The organism is Dyella silvae (assembly GCF_026421305.1).
GTDB lineage: Bacteria > Pseudomonadota > Gammaproteobacteria > Xanthomonadales > Rhodanobacteraceae > Dyella > Dyella silvae.
On the sequence record NZ_JAPJBQ010000014.1, the window covers coordinates 1 to 21,381 of the forward strand.

At 60.0% G+C, this 21,381-nt stretch carries 20 protein-coding genes; 4 read left to right on the plus strand and 16 right to left on the minus strand.

The features are described from left to right. The first annotated feature begins 842 nt into the window (after positions 1 to 842). The 3 genes from OQE56_RS19600 to OQE56_RS19610 all read left to right on the plus strand — a co-directional run bounded on the left by OQE56_RS19600 (position 843) and on the right by OQE56_RS19610 (position 2,677). Positions 843 to 1,172, plus strand: a complete 330-nt coding sequence (locus tag OQE56_RS19600; protein WP_267226704.1) for a hypothetical protein — start codon at positions 843 to 845, stop codon at positions 1,170 to 1,172. Positions 1,173 to 1,320: 148 nt separating this feature from the next. Continuing rightward, the gene (locus OQE56_RS19605) at positions 1,321 to 1,647 is read left to right on the plus strand and encodes a HigA family addiction module antitoxin (RefSeq protein ID WP_267226706.1); all 327 of its coding nucleotides are present in this window, start codon (positions 1,321 to 1,323) and stop codon (positions 1,645 to 1,647) included. 202 nt (positions 1,648 to 1,849) lie between these two features. Further along, complete coding sequence (locus OQE56_RS19610) at positions 1,850 to 2,677, plus strand: transporter (protein WP_425601651.1); 828 nt, start codon at positions 1,850 to 1,852, stop codon at positions 2,675 to 2,677. Between the two features lie 92 nt (positions 2,678 to 2,769). On the opposite strand, the gene OQE56_RS19615 is transcribed toward OQE56_RS19610, so the two are convergent. From OQE56_RS19615 to OQE56_RS19685, 15 genes are all read right to left on the minus strand, one after another. Next, a complete protein-coding gene (locus tag OQE56_RS19615; protein ID WP_267226710.1) occupies positions 2,770 to 3,441 on the minus strand; it encodes a CPBP family intramembrane glutamic endopeptidase in 672 nt (223 codons plus the stop codon). A 69-nt stretch (positions 3,442 to 3,510) separates the two neighbouring features. Next, the gene (locus OQE56_RS19620; RefSeq protein WP_267226712.1) at positions 3,511 to 4,422 is read right to left on the minus strand and encodes an alpha/beta fold hydrolase; all 912 of its coding nucleotides are present in this window, start codon (positions 4,420 to 4,422) and stop codon (positions 3,511 to 3,513) included. A 64-nt stretch (positions 4,423 to 4,486) separates the two neighbouring features. Next, positions 4,487 to 5,197: a hypothetical protein gene (locus OQE56_RS19625; protein WP_267226713.1), complete on the minus strand. Its 711-nt coding sequence runs from the start codon at positions 5,195 to 5,197 to the stop codon at positions 4,487 to 4,489. 287 nt (positions 5,198 to 5,484) lie between these two features. Continuing rightward, positions 5,485 to 5,901 carry a hypothetical protein gene (locus OQE56_RS19630; protein ID WP_267226715.1) on the minus strand — a complete coding sequence of 139 codons (417 nt, stop codon included), beginning with the start codon at positions 5,899 to 5,901 and terminating at the stop codon, positions 5,485 to 5,487. Positions 5,902 to 6,033: 132 nt separating this feature from the next. Then, positions 6,034 to 6,579, minus strand: coding sequence for a YdcF family protein (locus OQE56_RS19635; protein ID WP_267226716.1), 546 nt, complete (start codon positions 6,577 to 6,579; stop codon positions 6,034 to 6,036). Positions 6,580 to 6,848: 269 nt separating this feature from the next. Beyond that, on the minus strand, positions 6,849 to 7,070 hold the full coding sequence (locus OQE56_RS19640) for a hypothetical protein (protein ID WP_267226718.1): 222 nt from the start codon (positions 7,068 to 7,070) through the stop codon (positions 6,849 to 6,851). 512 nt (positions 7,071 to 7,582) lie between these two features. Further along, positions 7,583 to 7,942: a hypothetical protein gene (locus OQE56_RS19645; RefSeq protein ID WP_267226720.1), complete on the minus strand. Its 360-nt coding sequence runs from the start codon at positions 7,940 to 7,942 to the stop codon at positions 7,583 to 7,585. 662 nt (positions 7,943 to 8,604) lie between these two features. Beyond that, a complete protein-coding gene (locus OQE56_RS19650) occupies positions 8,605 to 8,928 on the minus strand; it encodes a hypothetical protein (RefSeq protein ID WP_267226722.1) in 324 nt (107 codons plus the stop codon). Between the two features lie 169 nt (positions 8,929 to 9,097). Continuing rightward, positions 9,098 to 9,529 carry a hypothetical protein gene (locus OQE56_RS19655; protein ID WP_267226724.1) on the minus strand — a complete coding sequence of 144 codons (432 nt, stop codon included), beginning with the start codon at positions 9,527 to 9,529 and terminating at the stop codon, positions 9,098 to 9,100. Between the two features lie 88 nt (positions 9,530 to 9,617). After that, positions 9,618 to 9,968, minus strand: a complete 351-nt coding sequence (locus OQE56_RS19660; RefSeq protein WP_267226726.1) for a hypothetical protein — start codon at positions 9,966 to 9,968, stop codon at positions 9,618 to 9,620. A gap of 113 nt (positions 9,969 to 10,081) precedes the next feature. Further along, complete coding sequence (locus OQE56_RS19665; protein ID WP_267226727.1) at positions 10,082 to 10,852, minus strand: energy transducer TonB; 771 nt, start codon at positions 10,850 to 10,852, stop codon at positions 10,082 to 10,084. A 142-nt stretch (positions 10,853 to 10,994) separates the two neighbouring features. Then, positions 10,995 to 11,387: a hypothetical protein gene (locus OQE56_RS19670; protein ID WP_267226729.1), complete on the minus strand. Its 393-nt coding sequence runs from the start codon at positions 11,385 to 11,387 to the stop codon at positions 10,995 to 10,997. Positions 11,388 to 11,510: 123 nt separating this feature from the next. Next, on the minus strand, positions 11,511 to 11,762 hold the full coding sequence (locus tag OQE56_RS19675) for a hypothetical protein (protein WP_267226731.1): 252 nt from the start codon (positions 11,760 to 11,762) through the stop codon (positions 11,511 to 11,513). 810 nt (positions 11,763 to 12,572) lie between these two features. Then, a complete protein-coding gene (locus tag OQE56_RS19680) occupies positions 12,573 to 15,800 on the minus strand; it encodes an ESPR-type extended signal peptide-containing protein (protein WP_267226733.1) in 3,228 nt (1,075 codons plus the stop codon). A gap of 253 nt (positions 15,801 to 16,053) precedes the next feature. Next, a complete protein-coding gene (locus tag OQE56_RS19685; protein ID WP_267226734.1) occupies positions 16,054 to 18,318 on the minus strand; it encodes a protease pro-enzyme activation domain-containing protein in 2,265 nt (754 codons plus the stop codon). Positions 18,319 to 19,008: 690 nt separating this feature from the next. Here OQE56_RS19685 and OQE56_RS19690 point away from each other — a divergent pair. Further along, entirely contained in the window at positions 19,009 to 20,349 is a 1,341-nt protein-coding gene (locus OQE56_RS19690) for a sensor histidine kinase (RefSeq protein ID WP_267226736.1), read from the plus strand. A gap of 82 nt (positions 20,350 to 20,431) precedes the next feature. On the opposite strand, the gene OQE56_RS19695 is transcribed toward OQE56_RS19690, so the two are convergent. Further along, positions 20,432 to 21,187, minus strand: coding sequence for a response regulator transcription factor (locus OQE56_RS19695; protein WP_267226738.1), 756 nt, complete (start codon positions 21,185 to 21,187; stop codon positions 20,432 to 20,434). Positions 21,188 to 21,381 lie beyond the last annotated feature (194 nt).

Genomic DNA, 21,381 nt, shown 5'->3' on the forward strand with positions numbered 1-21,381 from the left:
TTGCTGCCAGCGCTCCCACATCACCGCCTTCTGGCTATCGGTTATGTGCCTTCGGACTCTGGGTGCCATGCAACACTCCTTCCGCTTGCGCGTCTATAGTGTGTTGCGTTGACCGGCTGAAGTCGCAGTCGAAAGCGGACCCAAAAGACGCCGACGAAACATACCCCGAGGCGACACCGAGACGCTAACGCAAACAGCCTGGGTCACTGGAAAAGGAGACCATATAGGAGTCCAGCAATACCCAGAGCTGGGACAACAATGCCAGTCCAATAAAGTTCCGGATCCTTGGACTTGGAATATGTTCGGTAAACCAGAGTCGCGCTGCCGGTCGCAATTCCATTAATTAGGATCACCACTAGAGCAACGAGTAAAGCCAAGACTATGAAGTTGTGAGACAGCCAACTATGGATCGTCACGCGCTTCATCCCTCGGTCTGCAATGCGTTCCAAATGTCGTCCATCAAGCCTGACGGACCGACGCCCCTTTTGCGGCTCCCCTCCTCATGTCCGCTCCGGGTCGGAAGCGGACCTAGGCGGCAATAAAAGGGGACGGATGTCGTTAGCTGATCTAACAGCCGCCGTCCCTAATTGGTCCCGGGTCGTAACCGTGAGCCAAGTTCAGCCGTCAGGCCATTCAGTCGGCTTGCCGGCCGACACAAGGGTAGCGCGTAGCGGTAATCCCCTACAGCGGCCCGTGGCGGCTCTGAGTAATCTCGAGGGGTCACTGGCGGTGTCTGTGCACCGGTTGCCGCGAGTGACCATGACAGCAATGTCGTGAAGCGCGGGCCGCGAGTGCTGGAACACTCACGACCCGCTGACCAAAGCCAACCTAAGGAGTTGATCTTGGCTACCCACGATCATACGGCACGCGCACGCCTGCCCGTTCCCGCCGGCAGCACCCACACTCCTCCACCCGACACCCTCACGGAGTCGGCGTCGGCACTTTCCCCCTCGCTCGTGTACACCCGCGAAGACCTCGCCCTGGCCGCGTATGCCCTGACGCGGCTACGCATCGATCACGAGCAGTGCCTGCACGCCCGCACCCAGGGGTTTCCCCACAAGTCGTTGGAATGGCCGCTCTCGGCCTCCGTGGCCATTGCAGTGGCCACCGCTATCCAGTGCCTTGAACGTCTGGTGGATGGGCACGGTGAGGCGTTGAGAGTGAACGCTTAGCCCCGTCCTGTGATCGTTCCCCGTGGCGCGTCGATACCCATCGATGCGCCACACCTGGGCGATCACGCACAGCGTCGCAGGACATTCCCCGACACGCATCGATGTCATCCCTGATGCGTCGCCTTGCCGTGCCTGACCGGAAAACCCGATGAATCTGATCCGCCCCGACCCGCATCTGCGGGTGGACCCTTCATGGCGCCCACGCACACCGGGCGAAGTGCTGCGGGACGACTACATGCTGCCCCGCGCCATGACCCTCTCCGCCCTCGCCCGCCGCACGGGGATCAGAGCGCCACGCCTGCGTCGGCTCGTGATCGGCGAGATACCCATGTGCGCCAATGTCGCCATCCGCCTCGCCGTGGTCCTCAACACCAGCGCGCTCTACTGGATGCTGCTGCAAGTGCAGTGCGACCTGGAGCGGGAAAGGCGCGGGCGCGAATTCGCGATAAAGGGGCCACGTGCTTCTTCGCGTTAGGTCGCCCAGAAAAGGAAGCAGAAAAGCACTCTGCCCCTTGGGAAAACAGGGGGCCGATCGGAAGCGGACCTGACCCTCGCGCGACGACGGTGAAATTACGGTCTCTTCACGGCGTGCTTCGCACGAAACGACGGCTTGTTCACAGCGCTTCCGCTTACGTTGAAAGCCCTCAACACTCCATCGAATCGGCCACTCAATCAGGGTGCCCGCCGCCACCGCTGGATCGCCCGTGAGAATTAATCCAACCCCTCTTTCGGTGGCGCTACTCGCTTGTGAGCCCCTGCTCGTGCTTGCTCAAAACGCGGAACCCACCCCCATCTGCACGGATCGCCCCACCAAAGCCAATGTCACATGTACGGTGCCCAAGGGCGATTGGCAATTGGAATCCGATATCGCATATACCAGCCGAGACCGTCAGAACGGGGTTACAACCGAGACCTTCTACTCCGTCAATCCTTATCTCAAGTATGGCCTGAACGATTTCCAGGACATCGAAATCAGTTGGGCACCATCCATCCGGCAACGCACCAAGGAAGACGGCCAAACGCAAACCACCTCTGGCGCGGGCGATGTGTATCTGCGACTCAAATCGCGGCTGTTCAGCGGCGACACCCTAAGCATGGCGCTTATCCCCTTCGCAAAGGCTCCCACGGCCACGCACGGGCTTAGCAATGACCGATGGGAAGGTGGCGTGATTGCACCGTTGGGCGTGACATTGCCCCGGGGGTTTTCGCTTACTTTCGGTCCGGAGGTCGACGTACTGGCTGACATGGAGGGCCATGGCCACCACGTCGCGATCACTAACCTGATCAACGTCTCGCACGCACTCAACAGTCGGCTGTCTTTAGCCGTCGAACTATGGGCGCAAGACAACTACGATCCAGCCGGCACCATCCATCAGCGATCAGCCGACGGTGCCCTGATCTTTCTGGTTAACCCGAGACTTCAACTGGATATGGGTGCCAATTTTGGCCTTAACCACAGCACGCCGAACAGCCAAATATATCTTGGCCTGTCATACCGATTTTGATGCCCACGAGGGTGTCCGCAGTGCCAGACCAGAATGGAACGTGCCCGAACATGAGCATCAGCTCGACAACCATTACCTGGCACACGTCGGCCTCAAGGTATGGCAGCAAGCAATCCCGGGATGTTGAAAACGATGTGGACGAGAATGGCTGGAATCAGGCTGCCACTTCGTCGCCGCAGTTCGCCCGCCAGCAATCCAAGAACCAGCGCCGCTACCGCAGTCCAGGGGCCGACCGCCAAATGAACCGATGCGAATAGAAGCGCTGCGGTGACCAGCGCAGCGACGTTTGCCTGTGCCATCACGGGAACGGGGTTGGTGAGGCTGTGAGCAAATGTCGTCTGCAGCAGGCCTCGAAATATCAGCTCCTCCTGCAGTGGCGATCCCAATCCAAAGTAGATCCATGCGAGGGCCGGTGTGAGAACAACACCTGCCAAGGGGCCGGGCTCATGGGCGAATGTCAGCAACGTATTGATAAGCCATGCGAGCGGCACAGCGATCAACATGGCGACGATCGCGCTTTGCCAACGGCACCAGCGAAATCCAAAGTTGGCGAGATTCAATGCCATGGAGGAGTGACGCAGTGCCCACATCAACAGCAGCGCAATCATCGTGCTCACCACGATGATCACCGGGATAGCATTTGCCATAGGAAGATGCAGGTGGCCGACCAGGGCAAACGTCGGGATGTATACCGTTAGCAATAGCGTCGCAGTGACGCCGAATGCGCGTATCCAATGTCTCTGTGGAGAATGCGATCTCATCATGATGAAGTGATCCTTTCTCAGGTGTTGGTGGCCAAACGGTGCAACTATGCGCCCCATTCAGGATGGGCATCACGAAGACGGCGCTGCGCTGCTTTTGCCCGACGCCGGGGATTCAATGAAGCGCATGAGGGCTCGATTGAAGTCGTCCGGAGCATCGACAAATACGGCGTGCCGGGCATGGTCAACCGCGATGAACTGGGCGTTCGGAAGTGCTTGAACCATGGCTTTCTGTGCATCCAGCAGCAAACTTTCGCCGGAAGCTATCACGAGCGTCGGCTTGTCGAACTTCTTAAGACTGGGTCGGCGATCCGTCGTGAGTATGTCTGAAACGAGCATGGAGATGCCGGTATCAACGGGCGTCTTGAGCGATTCGGTGGTAAGCGTGTCGAAAGTGAGCGGTGCGGGTGGTGCTTTCATGATGGCTTGAATCAAGCCCTTGGAGTACGCGTCGGGCGTGCGCGCGTACTGGCCAAGGCCTTGAAGCACTTGTTTCACCATGCCCGATGTTTCCGTGACATCGGCAGGACCGGCACTGACTGGACTATCGACCAAGACGATTTTGTCCACCGAAACTGTTCCGAATTGTGCAACGTACGCAGCAACGTCCTGAGCGCCCTGTGACCAGCCAACCAGAGTGAGGTGGGTGAGTTTCAGATTCGATATCACCCGATCTACGTCCTGCGCGCGGTTCTCGGGCGTATTGCCGCTGGCAGAAATCGTAGATTCGCCTTGCGAGCGGGGATCCATCGCAATGACGTGAAAACCTTTCGCCGCAAAGTAATCGATCTGTTGCGTCCATACCTTTGCACTGACCCGCCATCCCGGGATAAAGAGCACATTGCGCGATGCGTTGGCGGGGCCTGCTTCTATGTAATGGATGCGTACGCCATCGGCCCCTTCGGTAAATGCCTCACTTGTGGGCGGGTGAGCCGATGGCGCCATGGCCAGTGCGATAAAGAAGAAGCTGCTTGGAAAGTCCATAAAGCCTCCGGTGCGTACTGTGGGTTGGTTGCGCTACATGGTGCGACTTGGTTCGAAACAAGCTCTAGAAGTTGAGTCCAAGCGGTCGGTTGCAGTTGTATTTCTCAGCTTCCTCTTCTACGTCAGCCAACGTGAGGTGCCTGTCTTTCAATTCGTCCGGGGTAAGGTGTCGCCACACATCGACATCGATGCAATGGTGATTCGTGACGCCAAAGAGACGTTGGGCGTTGCGCATCACCGAGCCGATGCCCTGATCCATGGGGTTGGTCAACTCGATGCCGGGCGCGAGACGTCTGTCTGACCCGGGGACCCCTCGAGTGCCGGGAGCGTGCTGGGCATTCGACATCCGGTCTCGAAATCCACCATCTCCCACGGGGGATGAATTGCTTGTGTCCTGATCGATGGTGGCAGACAGGTCAGGCACGACAGTCAGGGGCGAATCGCTGATGGCATCTGCTTTATGAGCCCGTGCCGCAGCACGCGCCGCGCTTTGGGCTGGCAGTCGCACCCCGTCTTTCGCTGGTGCCCGTGGAAGAGCGTCCGGACGGAACCCGGGTGATGCCGGTGGCGCAGTTTTCGGTCGCGGTGGCGAAATGAACTGCACGTTGAGCGCAGCCTCGTCATCGTTCCGTTTCGGAGGCATATCAGTACTTGGGGCTGCCGGTCGCAGCAGTGCCATCAACAGAAAAAGATGGCAGCCGATGGCCACCACCAAGGCCAGGATCCGGGGACCCGACAAGGGAAGGCGTTTAGACTTCTCTCCCTTCAACCCCATCAGCGAACTCCCTTTGCAGAGGGCGCCATGCCCGGTGCGGCCATGGACGTCTGTTTCGCTTCAATTCAACGGCACGTATTCCCGAGGAGAACCGCCAGGCCTGATCGATACCCAATGGCCTCTCAAGTGGCGATAGGCTCGATCAGCGCAGGCCGGACGCTCTTCAAGCATCGAGCAACGGGAATGGGACCGTGCCGGCCCTGCAAAGTTCTGGCAAAGGCTAGACGTGACTGGCAGGGGGATGTCCGCTTCGGGCCGAAGGTGGGCAGACCTCATGACTGACCCGTCTACTTGGCCTCAGGATAAGGGTGCGAGGTGATGTCGGTCCTCAAGGCAAGGATCGCCTGGAAGTCCAGCGTGGCGCCACCCGGGTACGCAATATCAAGTGAGTTGTTCGACGTCCAACGCATCGTTACGGCAGTAGTTCCTGCCGGATAAGCGGAGTCATTGGTCATCGAAAGAATCACATTGGGCTGAGCCGTGCGATCCGAGCTTTGGTGGAGTTCAACCGTGGTACCGACGTAATTGTTGCCAAATCCAGCCCACTGGTAAGTTTGGGCTGTCGCAATCAATAGCCCGTCCGGAGATGAAGCGCGGGCCGACCAAATGACCACCGGCTCGCGGTCGCACCCCGCGACGAGCAGCGAAAGCCAAACCACGCAGACAAGCAATACCAGTCGTGCCTTGCGTATATGTCTATCCAATCCCGTCGCTCCCCATTTCGCCGGATCAGTATAGGAACGGCCTCTGGCGCAGTTAGGTCCACTTCGGGTCAGAAGCGAACCGTTGAAATGTGCACTCTGACCCCGGCTTTCAAACTCACATTGATCGCCTAATCAGCTGCTTGCATTGATGTCGGCGTGCCTGCGGCGAAGTGCTCCGTCCACTTGCAACCAGTAGGCCGGATAGCCGAGCGCTTCGCGGTAGCTGGAATAGATGTCCCGCAAAAACCAACGACGTGGATAGGTGCCGCCGGCATCAACTGCGCCCGCCTGGTGCAGGGCGAGCCGCGTACGCGGAAGATGGTAAAACTGAGAAACAGCCACGACGCTTCGTTTGTCATGCGCGGCAAGCCACGCCTCTGCATGCCGGGCGGAGGCACGCGTGTCATTCCCGTAGGGGTCTTCTTCGATCTTCTGAGACGGCACTCCGTGGTCGACCAGCCACTGCTTCATGCCCGCAGCCTCGTTACGATGGTCGTGTGGATCAATTCCGCCGCTAACCATGATGGTCGCGCAACCGCCGTTGGCATACAGCGCCCTGGCCGCTTCAAGGCGCGCCTCAAGGCGAGGCATTGGGCGATTCCCCCTGGTCACGGTGTTCCCTAGGACCAGAGCGAGATCGGCACGCTTGGGCGTCGTAAGCAAACCGGCGATCGCCATGGTTGCAGCTGCGATCGTCCATATCGCGAATACCCAACAGACAAGCCGCCACCAGCGGGTATGCGGGCGAGTGCGTGTCATTGCGTGCCACTCCTCATTCGTCAAAGCCAGAAGTCTGCGCCATGAGCACAGCGGACATCATGACCAGAAGAAGGCGGAATGCGGGCAGCGCTTCCCTGGGAAAGGCGACTCTGCCCCGCTTTCTTGATTTCAGTGTGTTAAACGTCCGGATCACCGCCTTTCCCGGCACGACCAAGAACGCTCAATAGTCAGAGTTCCGGCTTTTGCGGCAGCCAGAGCATGTCACGCCCTTTGCCGCGCAGCACGTTCACGACAATCGCACTCATGGATGGACCAATGAGAAGCGGTAGAAGCTGCGCCCAATGAGGGGCATGCCAAAACAGCCCCAACGCAAGATATAGGGCGACGCTGATCGCGACACACATGAGATACACGACAACCAAGCCGATATTGCGAAGGTATCTTTTCATCGAGTGTTACCCAAGCCTGTAGGCAAGATGTCCGCTCCGGGTCGAAGGCGGACGTTGAGTTTCCCTAGATCGGCAATGATTCGAAAAGTGAAACGTCCCAGCTTGCTATCAAGCAATATTCTTCGAGGCAGACCCGATCCTCGACGGAAGTCGATCGGATTCCAGAAGCAAAACGATTGCCGCATCTAAGCGCTTCCGAAGCCTAATGCACTCAAAGTAGGCGTTAGCGGCCAGAAGAAAGCCGGCTCCCGTCGCAGCGTAAACAACGAAGACACCGTTGGCTCCCGCGTGCCCTCCGAACCATGAGATACCGACTCCAACGGCGATCGTGAGGCACAGGTGCCACACGTTCCACTTGCGGCTTTCTGTATTCAGAGTCTCAAGCGCTTCCGAGCGTCGAGCCACTGACTTCGCCAATTGATCGCCAGCTATTCGCAGATCAGGATTCATAAACATTCCTTGTCTCAGTTAAATCAATGGATCTCCGCTCCGGGTCGAAAGCGGGCACTTTGTCAGGGAATGGATCGTTCAATGCGTTCAATGGCCTCTCGAAACCCCTTGATGGAGCCATCAACACCGAATTGACGTCCATTGCGCAAGAGAAAAACGGCCGAAACGCCACCTTTGTAGTTGGCCATTTCCATTCTCACCATGTCGCAGAAAAGTACCTCTTGTCTGATAAACCCTTTCTCGACCACTCGATCAGCCTTGATGGTCAGGGAATACGTTGACATGTAGACGATAAATACGAAGATCGGAATGGCGACTGCCAGGCAAAGAAGGACAATCTGCCACGCAACTCCCCTGGTGTATCCAATTGAAACTGACCACCAAGGGAACGTCAGGATCGCTAGCTCAATGAAGACCGACATCAAGATCCTGGCAAGCGAATATGTATAAATGTTCCCGGGCGACTTTTGCTGGGCAACTTCTTTTGAGAGCGTCATTGACGCGCGGCCCTTTGCTGATCTGCCGAGCAGCGACAGTGTCCTTGTAGTTGCACGATCCAGCGATCCGTCACGATATTTCTCCTGTCGTCCCGAATGTCCGCGCCGGGTCGAAAGCGGACCTGAGCATCAAAGCCTAAATGGCCCGTGGCTGAGCGGCGACTGGCTGGCAGGACTGCCTCATGACACCGCCTTCGGAATCGATGCGCGGGGCCGTGCCCTTGGAGCAATGCATCTGAATGCGCTTGACGGCCCCATTTGGAAAGTACTCGAAGGAGACAGTGGCACTATTACCGCCACCCAGCGAAGGACCTCCGGCAGCCGTGCCACCGGGCTGAGTATGCGCAAGCTCGTTGCCGTCGACGCGAGGGCCGTCATTCCCATCCGCTAGAGCGATGGGTACATACAGCCCCGAGATACCAAGAGCGATCACCGAGATGCTGAAAAACCTCAAAGCCATCGAGCATGTTGCCGTCACTTGCCATCCTCCTTGGAAAGAATTTTGAGATCTTCCTTGTACTTTCGCGATGTCCGCCTTGGGTCGGAAGCGGGCGTTCTATTCCTACTCGTAGACCAAGTTCAATTCATCACTTGGCGAATATCAACTCAGGGTGAGCGAACGTGATGCAGAGAAATATCGCACCTCCCATCGCGCCCAAGGCATTGAGCACCCGAACCATAACGATGCGTCGGCGGATGTCTTTCCCATGCTTCGGATTGGGAAGCTTTCTATCGAAGAGCATACCCAACACGCAGAACAGAGAGTGGATGTCCCACCAATGCAACTGGCCGTCACGAGTCTTGAAGTAGCTCGGGTCAACAACCTTTAGCCGCTGGGCTACCTGCCAGATCATCACGTTGCTGACGACTACCGCGATGCCCAAGACATCCACCACAAGCCCGTACCGCATCCCGCCCCCTTTGCGAAAGATCCAATCGCCTTTTCCTTAAATCTGTCCGCTCCGGCTCGAAAGCGGACCTATTAGAACGCTCGCAAATTAGCAGAGCTTCGGCGCCGCCAAACAAAACTATTGGCCCGGTCCTAGCTTCTCTCGGCATACGCACACCATAGATATCTCATCACTGTGACGCCTCTCGTCGACCAATGATGACGAGGTACCCGGACAGGAATCCAAGCCACATACCAAGTAGGCAGGACAGATCCGTCTGCATGGCATGCTCGGTTTCCGGCGACCGAACCCACATTGACAGCAAGCCGAACAAGAGAAACAGACTGAGAACAGCAATGGATCGATGCGCGGCCAGACGACGATCTCTAGAGTTTGTGACGATCGCTTCGTTCGGCCCCAGCCATTCTCGCCATTTGTCGCCCCATTCACCCGCGGTTATCGCAAACCCGATCAAGGAGCGCGGCAACTGCGCTAGCAGAATGAAAAACAATCCCCCAAAGAAGAAGCCATTTGTCATCCATGGATTCAGCACAAACATGAAAACAGCAGCGTTTGAAGCCACCAGTCCTAATGCGATCGCGATGAGCTGCAGGACGTTCACCGGCACCCTCCTTCTTAGTTCAGCTCCGTAAGTAGATGTCCACTATGGGCCGGGAGCGGACATGCTTCGTCATGGAACACATCGGACTTCAGTCCCTTTTAACAGCCTTCCATAAACAAACCATTGAAAGGAAGGCGATCACTCCGGTTCCGCAGGTAAGCGCGAGGAACGTGATCCCAAAGAGCAACGGATGTTCGTCACGATGGAAGGTAGCTTGCCCTCCGCCACGACTCCTGCCAACCACCACGCCAGCATCAAGCGAATACAGCATTCCGCGGATACAGCCGAAGACGTAGATTCCGATGGCCGTGCCGATGAGGGCCCAGGCTAACCTGGCCGCCCAATTTCGGGCGCCGTCGGCGAGGGCCTTGTTTAAGAGCGTGACGAGGATGCCAGCACTGAATGTGCCGGCACACGCAAGGTCCAACATCGTTGCCACGAGCCGACTGCCTCCCTGCATGCCTGAGCTTCAGGGTGAAAGTCTGCCACAAGGCGTCGCTTACCCTAAGGTCCGCTGTGGGTCGGTAACGAACATGCTCTTTTCACGACCTGTCAGGGCGACTGGGGGCGCATCTTGATGGGGCTGTCGAGTGCTACGCTCTGGTCGCCAATCGGGTGCTTGGTGGGCTCTGCTGGCGAGTCAACGGACCGTTTAAGCTCAGGGGCGTATTGGAGTTTGCTTACGCTGTCGCGCAGATCGAACGAAACCGGAACGCGAACCCAGGTCTTTACGGGATGCCCATCGACCATCTCCGGCTCGGCATGCCACGAGCTTATGGCTTCTGTTGCGGCTCGGACGAACTGGCCGACGCGCTGCCCGCCCGTGCTTTGCGCTGATTCAAGATGAATGTCGCTAAGGCTTCCATCTGGCTGCACTAGTACGAGCATGGTCAGTAGGGCCTGGACGCGGTCGGACACCATTTGGCTCGGATACGAAGGCGATCTATCCCGTTCGAGCCGAGGGCCGTTCCCAATGAATACAAGACGGGCCTCGTAACTGCTTCCCTGAGGGCGGAATTCGAATACGCCATGCAGGAACGTATGAGCTGCTGCTGGCTTGCCATTTTCGGTCGCGGGCTCGAACTCCCAGTGGGACATGGTGGACTTGGCAAGTGGAGCGAGCTGCGCCGCAAGCTCCGTGCCGCCCTTGTCTTCGACAGGTAATAGCTCGATACGCTCGACCTTACCTTGCGAGTCGATGTCGGCAACGCCAGTCACGTACAGCGCCGACCGCTTCCAATCGTTTGGAACCTTGTCCGCAGCCAGGACGGCGTGGGTAAGCATCAGGGCGGCAGCGGCAGCGCCAGCAGCGAAGCGATTCATTTCGTTCCCCCGGAAGATTCTGATTTACCAATCGGCATGATGGGCTGAGATTACTTGAACTGTCCGCTTCGGGTCGAAAGCGGATGTCCGAAAGACCAGATGTCCGCAAGCGGCCACGCCAACATTGGCCACAAGAGATCGTTCAACCCGAAATGGCGAGCGTCGCGGTTTGCGAGCTGATGACCTGATCGTTGTCATGGATGTCGCTGCTGTACAAAGCGCTGGCCCCTGACGGAGAAACCGTGACCGTAGCATCGACCGAGATCAGGCCAGGCTCACCTTTAGCACCGACTTCGATTCTTGCAGGAATGCCTGCACGGGTTTTCAGCTTCGGTTGTGCCAAGGTCTTACCTGTCTTCAGATCGGATATGGTCGCCAAGATCTCGAACATGTCGGCATCGCTCGCGCGTCGGACTTGAATCTCGACTTTTGGCCTGGCATTGCGCCAATCGCCAGTTGTTCCAACTCCGGATGCGTCTGCAAGTGCTGCAGATGCAAAGAAGGTCAAGCCAATCGCCAATAGAACCTTACCCATCGACATCTCCCTGTTGGTGGATATATGAACACTCAAATGCTGCTGCGGTGACTTTCTAACGTCCGCTCCAGGTCGGAAGCGGACATTCCATCGTGTCCCCGGAAGCTCCTCGCCCGACCACTTCTAGCCGTTCGAAAGCCAGTCCCCAACCGTACCGCCCAGCGCTGCTAGTACGGCAGCAATGAGGGCGAAAGCATTTAGAGGCAACCCTTTCCAAGCGCGAATTGCACTGGCCAGCCCCACGCCCGTGGCGATGCCTATCGCTACCAAGGGTTTGAAATAGCCAACACCGAAGAACGAGAGAACAATCATCGCCAAAAGCACACCGAAAAATGCCCAAAGGTACGACGCTCTAAAGGTTCTGAGGATGGTCAAAATTACCTCCTTGTATTTAACCTGCGGTCCCCAAGGATGGGGCGCTCGTCAGTATGCAAAACCAGGTCCGTCTGGATCGGAAGCAGGCCTCCGACGAAGTGCCGCCCAATGCAGCTCAAGTCGCCCTACCCTGACAATGCAAACGCACTTTACTACCTGGGCGCTTCCGCAACCCTCAGCGTCCGTGGGGCGAGGCAAGATCAGCGTTGCTGCGGTTTTCCATGGCGTGGCTCACCACACTTCGCGCGGCTTCTTCCGCCTCATTCCTTGTTGCATAAGCGCGAGTGGTGCGATCCTGCGCGATCTGTACGCCTTGATGCAGGATGCGATAGCACCCAACGAACCGGCCGTCTGGTGCCTCTTCGGACCAGATCGAAACGGAGTCCCGTGACATGCTTAATCCCCCCTCTCTCCGATGTCACATCGTCGCCTGATTCAAATAGCGGCGCAATCATCCAAAAGGCGCAAGTTGCACTCTGCAGCCGTCCATCCGGGTGCGGTGGCCGAGTCACTACTTTTACGGCGCCCCAGCTCTCGCTTGTCATGTCTGCTTCGGGTTGGAAGCGAACACTTTCAGCTTGCCACGAAGTAACGACGTGAGGCACGCGCCTTGGCGCGTCTGATCTGGAGACCATCGACGTCCTTGCGGCCCTTGCGGCGGCGATGGGAATCGAAGCCTTTTCCACATACGTGAAAGGCGATCTGGAGCTGCGCTGCCAGATCGCCTGATAAGGACAACATCGTCCATTCTGCTGTTCTGGAAACGGGCCGGTAGCCATGGCATACCGGCCACGTTTCCCCTGCAGTTACTTAGAGATCCACGCCGAAGCCGGCACCCACTGACGTCTGTGAACCACTGGCCGTGCCACCCACGCTGACATGCATGCGCTCACCCAGCGGCGCGGCATAGCCGACCGAGATGGCCGAACGTCCCGACTGCACACCCACGCCGGCCGCGATACGGCCGTTGCCGGTGGCGCACGCCGCATTGATCGCCATCTGGGTGGACGCGGCACTCATGGCGCCCTCCTCATTGATGCGCTTGTTGACCTGCTGGAACTTGTCGTTCAGCTGGCTCTGGGCGTTGCTCAACGCGGTATCGGTATAGGCCTTGGCCGTCGAAAGCGTCTGCTGGGCGTTGGCATCGGTGTAGCTCTTCGCCGTGGCCAGTGCCGCGTTGACCTGGCTGCTCACCTGGCCCACGTTGGCCGCATCGGTGGCGTTTACGCCGGCGGCGACATTGGTGATCTGGCGCTGGTTGGTAGCGGAACCGACAGACACCGTGTTGGCGACGTCGGCGACCGAGCCCTGGCCCAGGGCCACGGCATTGGTGGCCGTCACCGACGAGCCCTGACCGATGGCCGTACCCGAGGGTGCCGTGACAGATGCGCTTTCACCGACGGCTACGGCATTCGTCGCCGTGGTGGCAATGACCGTGTTGGCGCCCACGGCGGTGCTGCCATCGGCATTCACCTTGGCGTTGCCGCCCAGCGCGGTGTCGTTGGGACCAGCAGCGAAGCTGCTGCCACCGATGGCAGTGCCCATCGCGCCGCCGGTCTTGGCGTTGTTGCCGATCGCCACATCACCCGAGTTGCTCTGCACCGACGCGCCGCCATTGCCGTCGACTGCGATCGTGGACGGCATCGCCGTGCCAGCCACGGTCTGCTGCAGGTTCGTGATGGAGCCCTGCACGGTGCTGATCTCGCCGTTGAGCACGCTGATCGCCTGCATGTCCTGGTTCTCCAGCGTGCTAAGCGCATTGAGCTGGCCCATGTTCACCGCGTCGGTGTTGGCGACGCCGGCGGCAACGTTGTGGATCGTCGTGCCGTTGGCTCCGCCCAGCGTGGCGCTGTCCATGGCTGCCGTGTCGTAGTTCACTGCCATGGCGCTGACCTGCGACATGCCCGAGGAAACGGCCGACGTAAGCTGGCTGAAATTCACCGCGTCGGTGGCCTGCGTGCCGGCGGCGACGTTGGACAACTTCACCGGCGTCACGCCGTCACCCAGGGTCACGCCGGTATGCGTGCCGTTGGTGTACATGACCGCGTTGCTGAGGGTCTGGTTGGTCGCATACAGCTGCGAACCGTTCACCGCATCGGTACTGGTCGCGGTGAGCTGGCCGGCGGTCACGTTGGTGATGCTGCTCGTGAACGCAGTGCCGCCCGTGGTGCCGTCATTACCCACCGACACGGTGTTGCTGGCAGACGCGCGCGCATTGGCACCCAACGCGACCGCGTTGCTGGCCGAGACGATTGCGCCATAGCCCAAGGCGGTCTCGTTGGTGTTAGGCGTTGCCGCCCCGGTCGGCGTCGACACTTTGGCGGTGGCACCCAATGCGACCGAATTGTTGGCCGCGGCGATCGCGCCGTAGCCCAAGGCGGTCTCGTAGCTGTTCGGCGATGTCGCTCCGGACAGCGTCTGCGCTTGCGAGGTGCCGCCCAACGCGACCGAATAATTGGCCGAGGCTTTCGAGGAGTTGCCCACGGCAACCGCGGAGGTGACCTGCGTGGTCGACGAGCTCGGAGTCGCCACGCTCGCGGAGTAGCCAATCGCCACAGAATTGCTCGGCATTAAGGTGGCCGGGGCGGTTGGATTAATGCCATAAGCACCGTAATTGTAGACGCTGGCGTTATAGCCAAGCGCCACGTCATTGTTGCCTGCCGCAGCGCTGTAACCCAGCGCCGTAGCGTTAGCCGTTACGACAGCGCCGTAACCGATCGCCGTACCGTAGTTGTAGCCGTGGTCGTTGTTCGAAGAATCTACATACACACCGTTCTGCGACCAGCCACCTACAGCGACTACTTGTTGGCCAGTGGCCAGCGAATCGTAACCAACGGCCATGGAATAATTGCCGTTTACGATGGCCGCCGTGCCTACCGCGAGACCATATTTAGCAGTGCTCTGTGCCTGGAAACCAATGGCGACCGCCATGTTTGCAGAGGTGATGGCGTTGTAACCGACCGCGGTGGTGCCCGCACCGAAAGACTGGGCATAGGTACCGACCGCCGTTGACTGATTACCCTCGGCAATCGACTGATAGCCGATACCAATCGATTGCCCACCGATGGCGGAGGAGGTGTCGCCGATAGCAACCGAACTCCCACCGGAGGCGGACGCGGTATAGCCGATAGCAACCGAACTCGGACCGGAGGCGGACGTGGCATAGCCGATAGCCACGGACACGTCGCCCGTAGCAACGGCCCCGTAGCCGTTGGCGACGCTGGCGACGCCCTGCGCCATCGACGCAACGCCCAAGGCCATGCCGTAATCGCCGGTGGCAGTGGAGGAATTGCCGATGGCCACGGCATTCGTACCACTCGCCTGGGTGGAAACGCCAAGGGCGATGGAGCCATGGCCCGAAGCGACCGCACTGGGACCAACGGCGATGGCGAGATCACCCGTGGCGGCCGCCGCCTGCGGGTTGCCGGATGCGTCGTAAACGTCCGGGTTATTGTTGGCGTCCACCGCGACCCCACCCAGCGCCACGGCGCTGCGGCCAGTAGCCTGTGCGTTGGCGCCAACCGCGACCGCGTTCCAGTTCGTAGCGCCCGCACCGTAGCCGAGCGCGGTCGCGTAGTCGGCGCCGGTGTACGCGCTATGGCCGAAGGCCGATGAGCCAACGCCCGCCGCCATCGAGTTGCCGCCCACCGCGGTGCTGTAGTCGTCCACCGCGAAGCTGTTGTAGCCCAGGGCTGTGCTTTCGGTGCCCATCGCGGTACTCAGCGCACCACCGGCCACACTGTTGGTGCCGACTGACAGCGCGTTGTCGCTGCCGTCACCGGCGCCGTCGGCGGAGAAATAGTTGGCCGTGCCGGGAACCGGCGTCGGTGCGGAAACTTGCGGCTGCGCTTGCTGCGTCGTATCGGCGGCCATCGCGGACGTGGCCGACAGCGCCATGCCGATGGCCAGCGACAGTGCCGCCACGCCGGTCTGCACGCGCTTGGTACGGCCGCCCTTGCCGTTTGCCTTGGCCAACTCGCTGGCAACGACGGTTGCACCCAGCGACTTGCTCCAGATCTTGCTGTGAATCTTGTTCATTGAATTCCCCGGAATGTTGAATCCGCGGCGCATGTTCCGGCTCGTCGACGATGGGTGACGAAGCGCGTCATGCGGCGGACATCGGACGTCTTTACGTCCAAAAAAGTGAGATCAGAAGCCAGCACCCGCACTGATTCGCGGACAAGCCGTCCCCCGGCAGCTTCGAGAAGCCGCCCTGGTCGGAAAGAAAGTCCACTTGCCAGGAGCCCAGACTTGGCCGGGCTCCTGGCAGTTCGGGCAGGCGCCCGGCGGCTTACTGCGCGGTGCCCAGCACGCTGACGCCGGTGAACACGGCATTTCCGCCCGTGACCGTCAGGTAGTAAGTACCCGCGGCAGGGGCTCGGATCGTGATGGCTTCCGTGTTGGTGCCCGCGTGCGCCGACACGTGGTCGTAGGACGATGCGCTGGCAGGGCTACCGAACTTTTCATACAGGGTGACGTCACCCGAGCCGCCCGACGTGCGGAAGGTCAGCGTGGTTTTGCCAGCCGGCACGTTCAGCGTGAACTGCTGAGCCAGACCGGGGTTGCCCTGCGTGGTGACCGCAACATTGTTGGTCAGCGCGGTGACCGACGGCGGCGGCGGCGTGCCCGTCGGCGGGGTGCCGTCACCCCAGGTGTAGGCCAGCTGGTTGAAGGCATTGATGTCGAGCGAGCCAAAGCCCGTGGTGAGGTCCCAGCCCGTTCCGGCGTTGTAGCCGTAGGTGGTGCCGGCAAGCGTCACGCCGTTGTTGCCCGAGGTCACGTCATGCAGCACCTGCGGATTGTTCGGAAAATCCCGGTACATGTTGCTGGCCGGGAAGCCGATCGAGTTGTTGGCGTAGGTTTGTGCACGCGCAAACACGCCGACGAAAATCGGCGAAGCGAGGCTGGTGCCGCCGACGCCATTCTTCTGGCCGCCGACATAAATGATGGCGCCGGTATACGACGATGCGTCAAATGCGATGTCGGGTAGCTGGCGCGCGGTTGCTCCCAGCGTCGTGACCTGCCATGCCGGTGCCGTTTCGAACGCGCTGTAGCCACCGCCGGTGGCCCAGACGCGATTGTTGCCGTCGCCGGCATCGGCAATGCCGTCGTTCCAGGTAACTTCGCCCGCCCAGGCGACGCCATTGGTGGTCAGCTCCGTGCCACCCACGGCGATCACGTTGGGCGACGTCGCCGGCTCGCTCGACGAATAGGTGCTGAGGCTGAACGGTGCCGGCAGTACCACGCCTGCGTTGCTTTCGAAATCGCCACCGGTCGCGGTGTACACGCCCTGGTCACCGGACGAGACCGAGAAGGTCTGACCCTGCGCCACGGCCTGGGCAAAAATCTTGTCATCCGCTGCCTGGACGCCCGACTGGTTTTGAGCCGTCTCGTCTCCGCCCAGCGACACGTTGATGATCTTGGCGATGTTATCGGTAACCGCCTTGTTGAAGGCGGCGCTGATGCCGGCATCGGTCAGCTCTTCGTCCTGAGGTCCCAACTTGCCGTTGGCCGCCGTGTAGAACACCAGCTGCTTGACCCCGCCGGACGTGCCGATGATGGTCTGCGAATCCAGACACCATTCGACGTCACCGCCGGAGTCATCGGAGAAGTCCTTCGCGGTGCCGAGCGGCACCTGCACGACCGTCGCGTTGACGGGATTCATGCCATTCACCGTCGTCATCGTATTCAGGTCGGCCAGCGTCTGGGTCAGGTCGCCCCAGGTGATGATGCCCACCGTGGTGTTGTATCCGGTCGGCGTGTTCTCGCCGTCATAAATCAGCGGAAACTGCGTGGGCGAGTGCAAAATGTTGGTCGGGCTGGTCTGCGTGCCGCTCTGCGTGCCCGTCTCGGCCAGCGGGGAAACCTGTGCGCCGAGGATGTTGTGCGGATGCCTCACGCTGACGTTCTGCAGGCCGGTCACCGAACCGACAATGCCGCTCAACGCCTGCGGCACCATGGCGTCGCTGTCATTGGCGAAGTGAAGCTTGCCGTTCTCGGTGTACGACTTCATCGACACATTGAAGGCCGTGCTCACGGCTGCGGCATTGCCGTCCGCGAACACCAGCGTGTTGTTCGGCGACACCGTGATGTTGGTGAAGCCCGACTGTTGCAGGTGCGTCACAACAGACTGCACTTCGGCGTCGGTGGGCGAGTAAGCCGCCTTGAACTGAGCCGGGGTGAGGAAGTGGTGGTAGTTGGCGCTGCCCTGCGTGTTCACGCTCTTGTTGAAGGCCTGCAGCTGGTCGGCGTTATGCAGGTTGAGGCTCACGGCCACATGCAGCAGCTTGGCGCTGTCCAGCGCCGAGACCTGCGCCTTCACGGCGGGTTTGCCGTGCGCGTTGATCCGGTAAGTGGTGGCCGAGGCACCGGCGCTGCTCATGCCGGTGACCGAAGTCGACTGGTCTTTCAGCAAGGCGGCATGCGTCGTAGTAGGCGCCCACGCGGTGGCAGCGTGGCCACTCATCGAACTCACCGCCAGGGCCAGGGCCAAGGGCAGCAACGCCTTGTTGCAGGACTCGACACCCGATTTCAGCTTCTGTATGCGACTCAACATCTTTAATCCCCAAAAAAGATGGAAGGCCCCGCGGCGCTTTTGCCGGCGGCTGCCTCGGTTTTGACATGCGCCGTCAGGCGCGTACGCAAAGCACAAACAACAACATCTCGCGGAGCGAGAGGGACGCACTCATGGCCGACGAGACCATGACGGACGCGACACACCGGTCGGATGCATCCGTTTACTTGCGCCTCCCCGCGCCTCCCCATGCCGACAGCCAGCCCCTCGCCATCGACCTGGGGCAATTCAGAGGCAACACCTGTCCGCTGGAGCGATTTGCTCCAGGGCCAGTTGTCCAACTCGTTCAGCTAAAACCCCCCGTTGAATGCCGACGCGATGACCGGCGTTGGCCGTCGGTCACGTTCGCGTGGCACTGCAATCCCCGCCCCTGGCAATCCCCATTGCCATTCGGCGGTGTATGGACGTCAAGATGTCCAGCGTCCTGCAATGTCCCCGAGGAGACAATTCGCTATTTGGGCTTTGGAGTCACGCACGCTTTTCCACGAAATGTTTCATGAATTTCCCAAGTTCACGCAACATTGCAGTTGCTCACGCAACGTGGCTGTTGCTCACGGAACAAGCTCATGCGACAACTGTCGGGCGAGAGGTCGCGATGCGAGGGGCGCAGTGATCAAAAAGGTTTGGCGTGCCATAGATGAATGGCTAACCCGGGCCCCGGTGACGGATCCCGTGGACCGGCGCAATGCACCTTTCGTGCAGGTGCTGCTGATTGGCATGGGTTTGTTTTGGCCGATCAACAAGGTGATCCTGCTGTGCTTCGGTTCGCTTTGGCACAGCTTGAGCTTGCCCGTGCTGGTCGTCGACATACTCACCGACGTACTGCTCACGACGGCTGCCTGGACGTGCCTTTATCTTGTCCGCGTCGGGCACTTCCGGCTGGCCGTCCGCTGGTTTCTTGGGGTCATGCTCTTTTTGGCCATGTGCGCCTATGCGGTGATCGGCCAGAAGCGGCTGGCAAGCGATCCGTTACCACTGCTTTTGCTCGGCATGAGCGGGCTGGCCCTTGGCCGACGTGCACTATGGACGGTGTTTACGCTGCTGATGGTGGTATTCGCCATTGGCATCGCGTCGGATGTCCTGAAGCAAGGGGGGCAAGGCGGCGTGGCATTGGCCTTGAGCAGGCAGGAATCGACGGTGCTCGGCTACGTGATCGTGGCCATCGTGCTCGATCGCACCATCGCCAGCCTGCGCGAAAGCCTGGCCGAGTCCAACGAACGCGGGCGAATGCTGCAGGTGTCCAATGAGCGGTTGCACCGCGAGATGGAAGATCGAGCCCGTGCCCAACAGTTGTTGATCCATGCCCAAAAGCTGGAGACGGTTGGGCGAGTCGCCGGTGGCGTGGCTCACGATTTCTCCAACGTGCTCGGGGTGATTCTGGGTTATGCGCAGCGCCGCGAGCGGCTTGCCGACAGTGGGCCTGAGGCTCTGCTAAACGCCCTGCAAGGCGTGGAAATGGCGGCCCGGCGAGGCCTGGCCATCACCAGTCGCCTGCTGAGTTTCAGCCGTCAGGAGCCCACCGAACTGGAAGTCTTCAGCGCCGGCGAAGCACTGCACGAGCTACTGCCCATGGTCTGCCAACTGTTCGAGGCCAACGTGCGCGTAAGTCTGGCGGTGAGCGAAGGGCCTCTGCCTATTCGTTTCGACCGTTCGCAGTTCGAACTGGTGATCTTCAACATGGCGGCCAACGCCCGCGATGCGATGCCCGAAGGCGGACACTTTCGGCTGGGCGCTCGCCCATGCAAGCAACGCCCTGCCGAACTCATCGAGATCACGCTGATGGATAGCGGACACGGTGTGTCGGAAGAGGTGAAATCACGCATGTTCGACGCCTTCTACACCACCAAGCCGCCGGGCAGCGGTACCGGGCTTGGGCTGGCCGTGGTGAAGGATCTGGTCGAGGACGCGGGTGGCCGCATCGACGTTAGGAGCTCGCCCGGGCGAGGCACTTATTTCCGCATCCGCCTACCCAATGCGGACGTGGCACACGCGGAACAGCACCTATCCGTCTGAACCTTTGCTGCCCTTCCTCATGGGAGAAGCAGACGGCTAAATGACAACGACGGGATCGGTGGACTAGTCCACATCAGGGCGCTCAGTGCTGCATCTCTGCTACGAAAATGTACCCACTGCCGCGCGCCGTGAGTAGCGGCACGGCCTCGTCGGTGCACTTGCTTATCTTCCGACGCAGGCGATGGATCATCATGTCCAGCCGATGAGGATCGAAGTTGTAGACATCCTTGGTAACCAGGGCAATCAGCGCCTCTCGATCGACCGGTGCACCAGCCTCCGCTATCAGCGTGCGGAGCAGGCGGCGTTCCGGCGCGCTAAGGGCGATGACCTGGCCCCTGGGGGAGACCAGGCACCAGCCATCGGTATCCAGATGCCAGCGCGCATGGGCGTCCGCCACTTTCTCGGGCGCCACCTCCGGCGCAGCGCGCCTGCGTATCCGGCGGGAAAGGCTGTGCAGCGTTGCCGCCAGCACTTCAATATCGGCGGGTTTGGCCAGGTAAGCGTCGGCACCTTCGCGGAGCGCGCGCACCCGATCGTTGCGTGAATGGCTGCCCGTAAGCATCACGATGCCAAGATCGGGTAGCTCTTGCAGATGGCGAACCACGCTAAGGCCGTCCTCGTCGGGCAAGCCCATATCGAGCACCACCATGTCGAAGGCGTTCTTCACCATATGCCGATACAGCTCTGCCGCCGTGCCGGCTGCAGTCACTTCAAAACCGAAATCGCGCAGGCCCGGCAGGAGAATGGCCTCCCGCAGTTCGGGATCGTCCTCCAGGACAGCCACGCGCAGCGACTTGAACGTCATGCCAGCGGTGTTGGATTGCACGCTATCTTTCATGGATGTAGCCATCTCCGCACATCAACAGATATTGCCGGATAACGATGCAAACGGGGCTACCCGTGTCGATTCCACATGCCGCATACGCAGCCTGCTTGGCATAGGCCTGCCTTGATGATGTTGTGTCCGGTTTTCGAAGCATCACGCTCGTGTACGTCTCGCCTGGGCGCCCAATGACGTGCCTCACCGGCGTG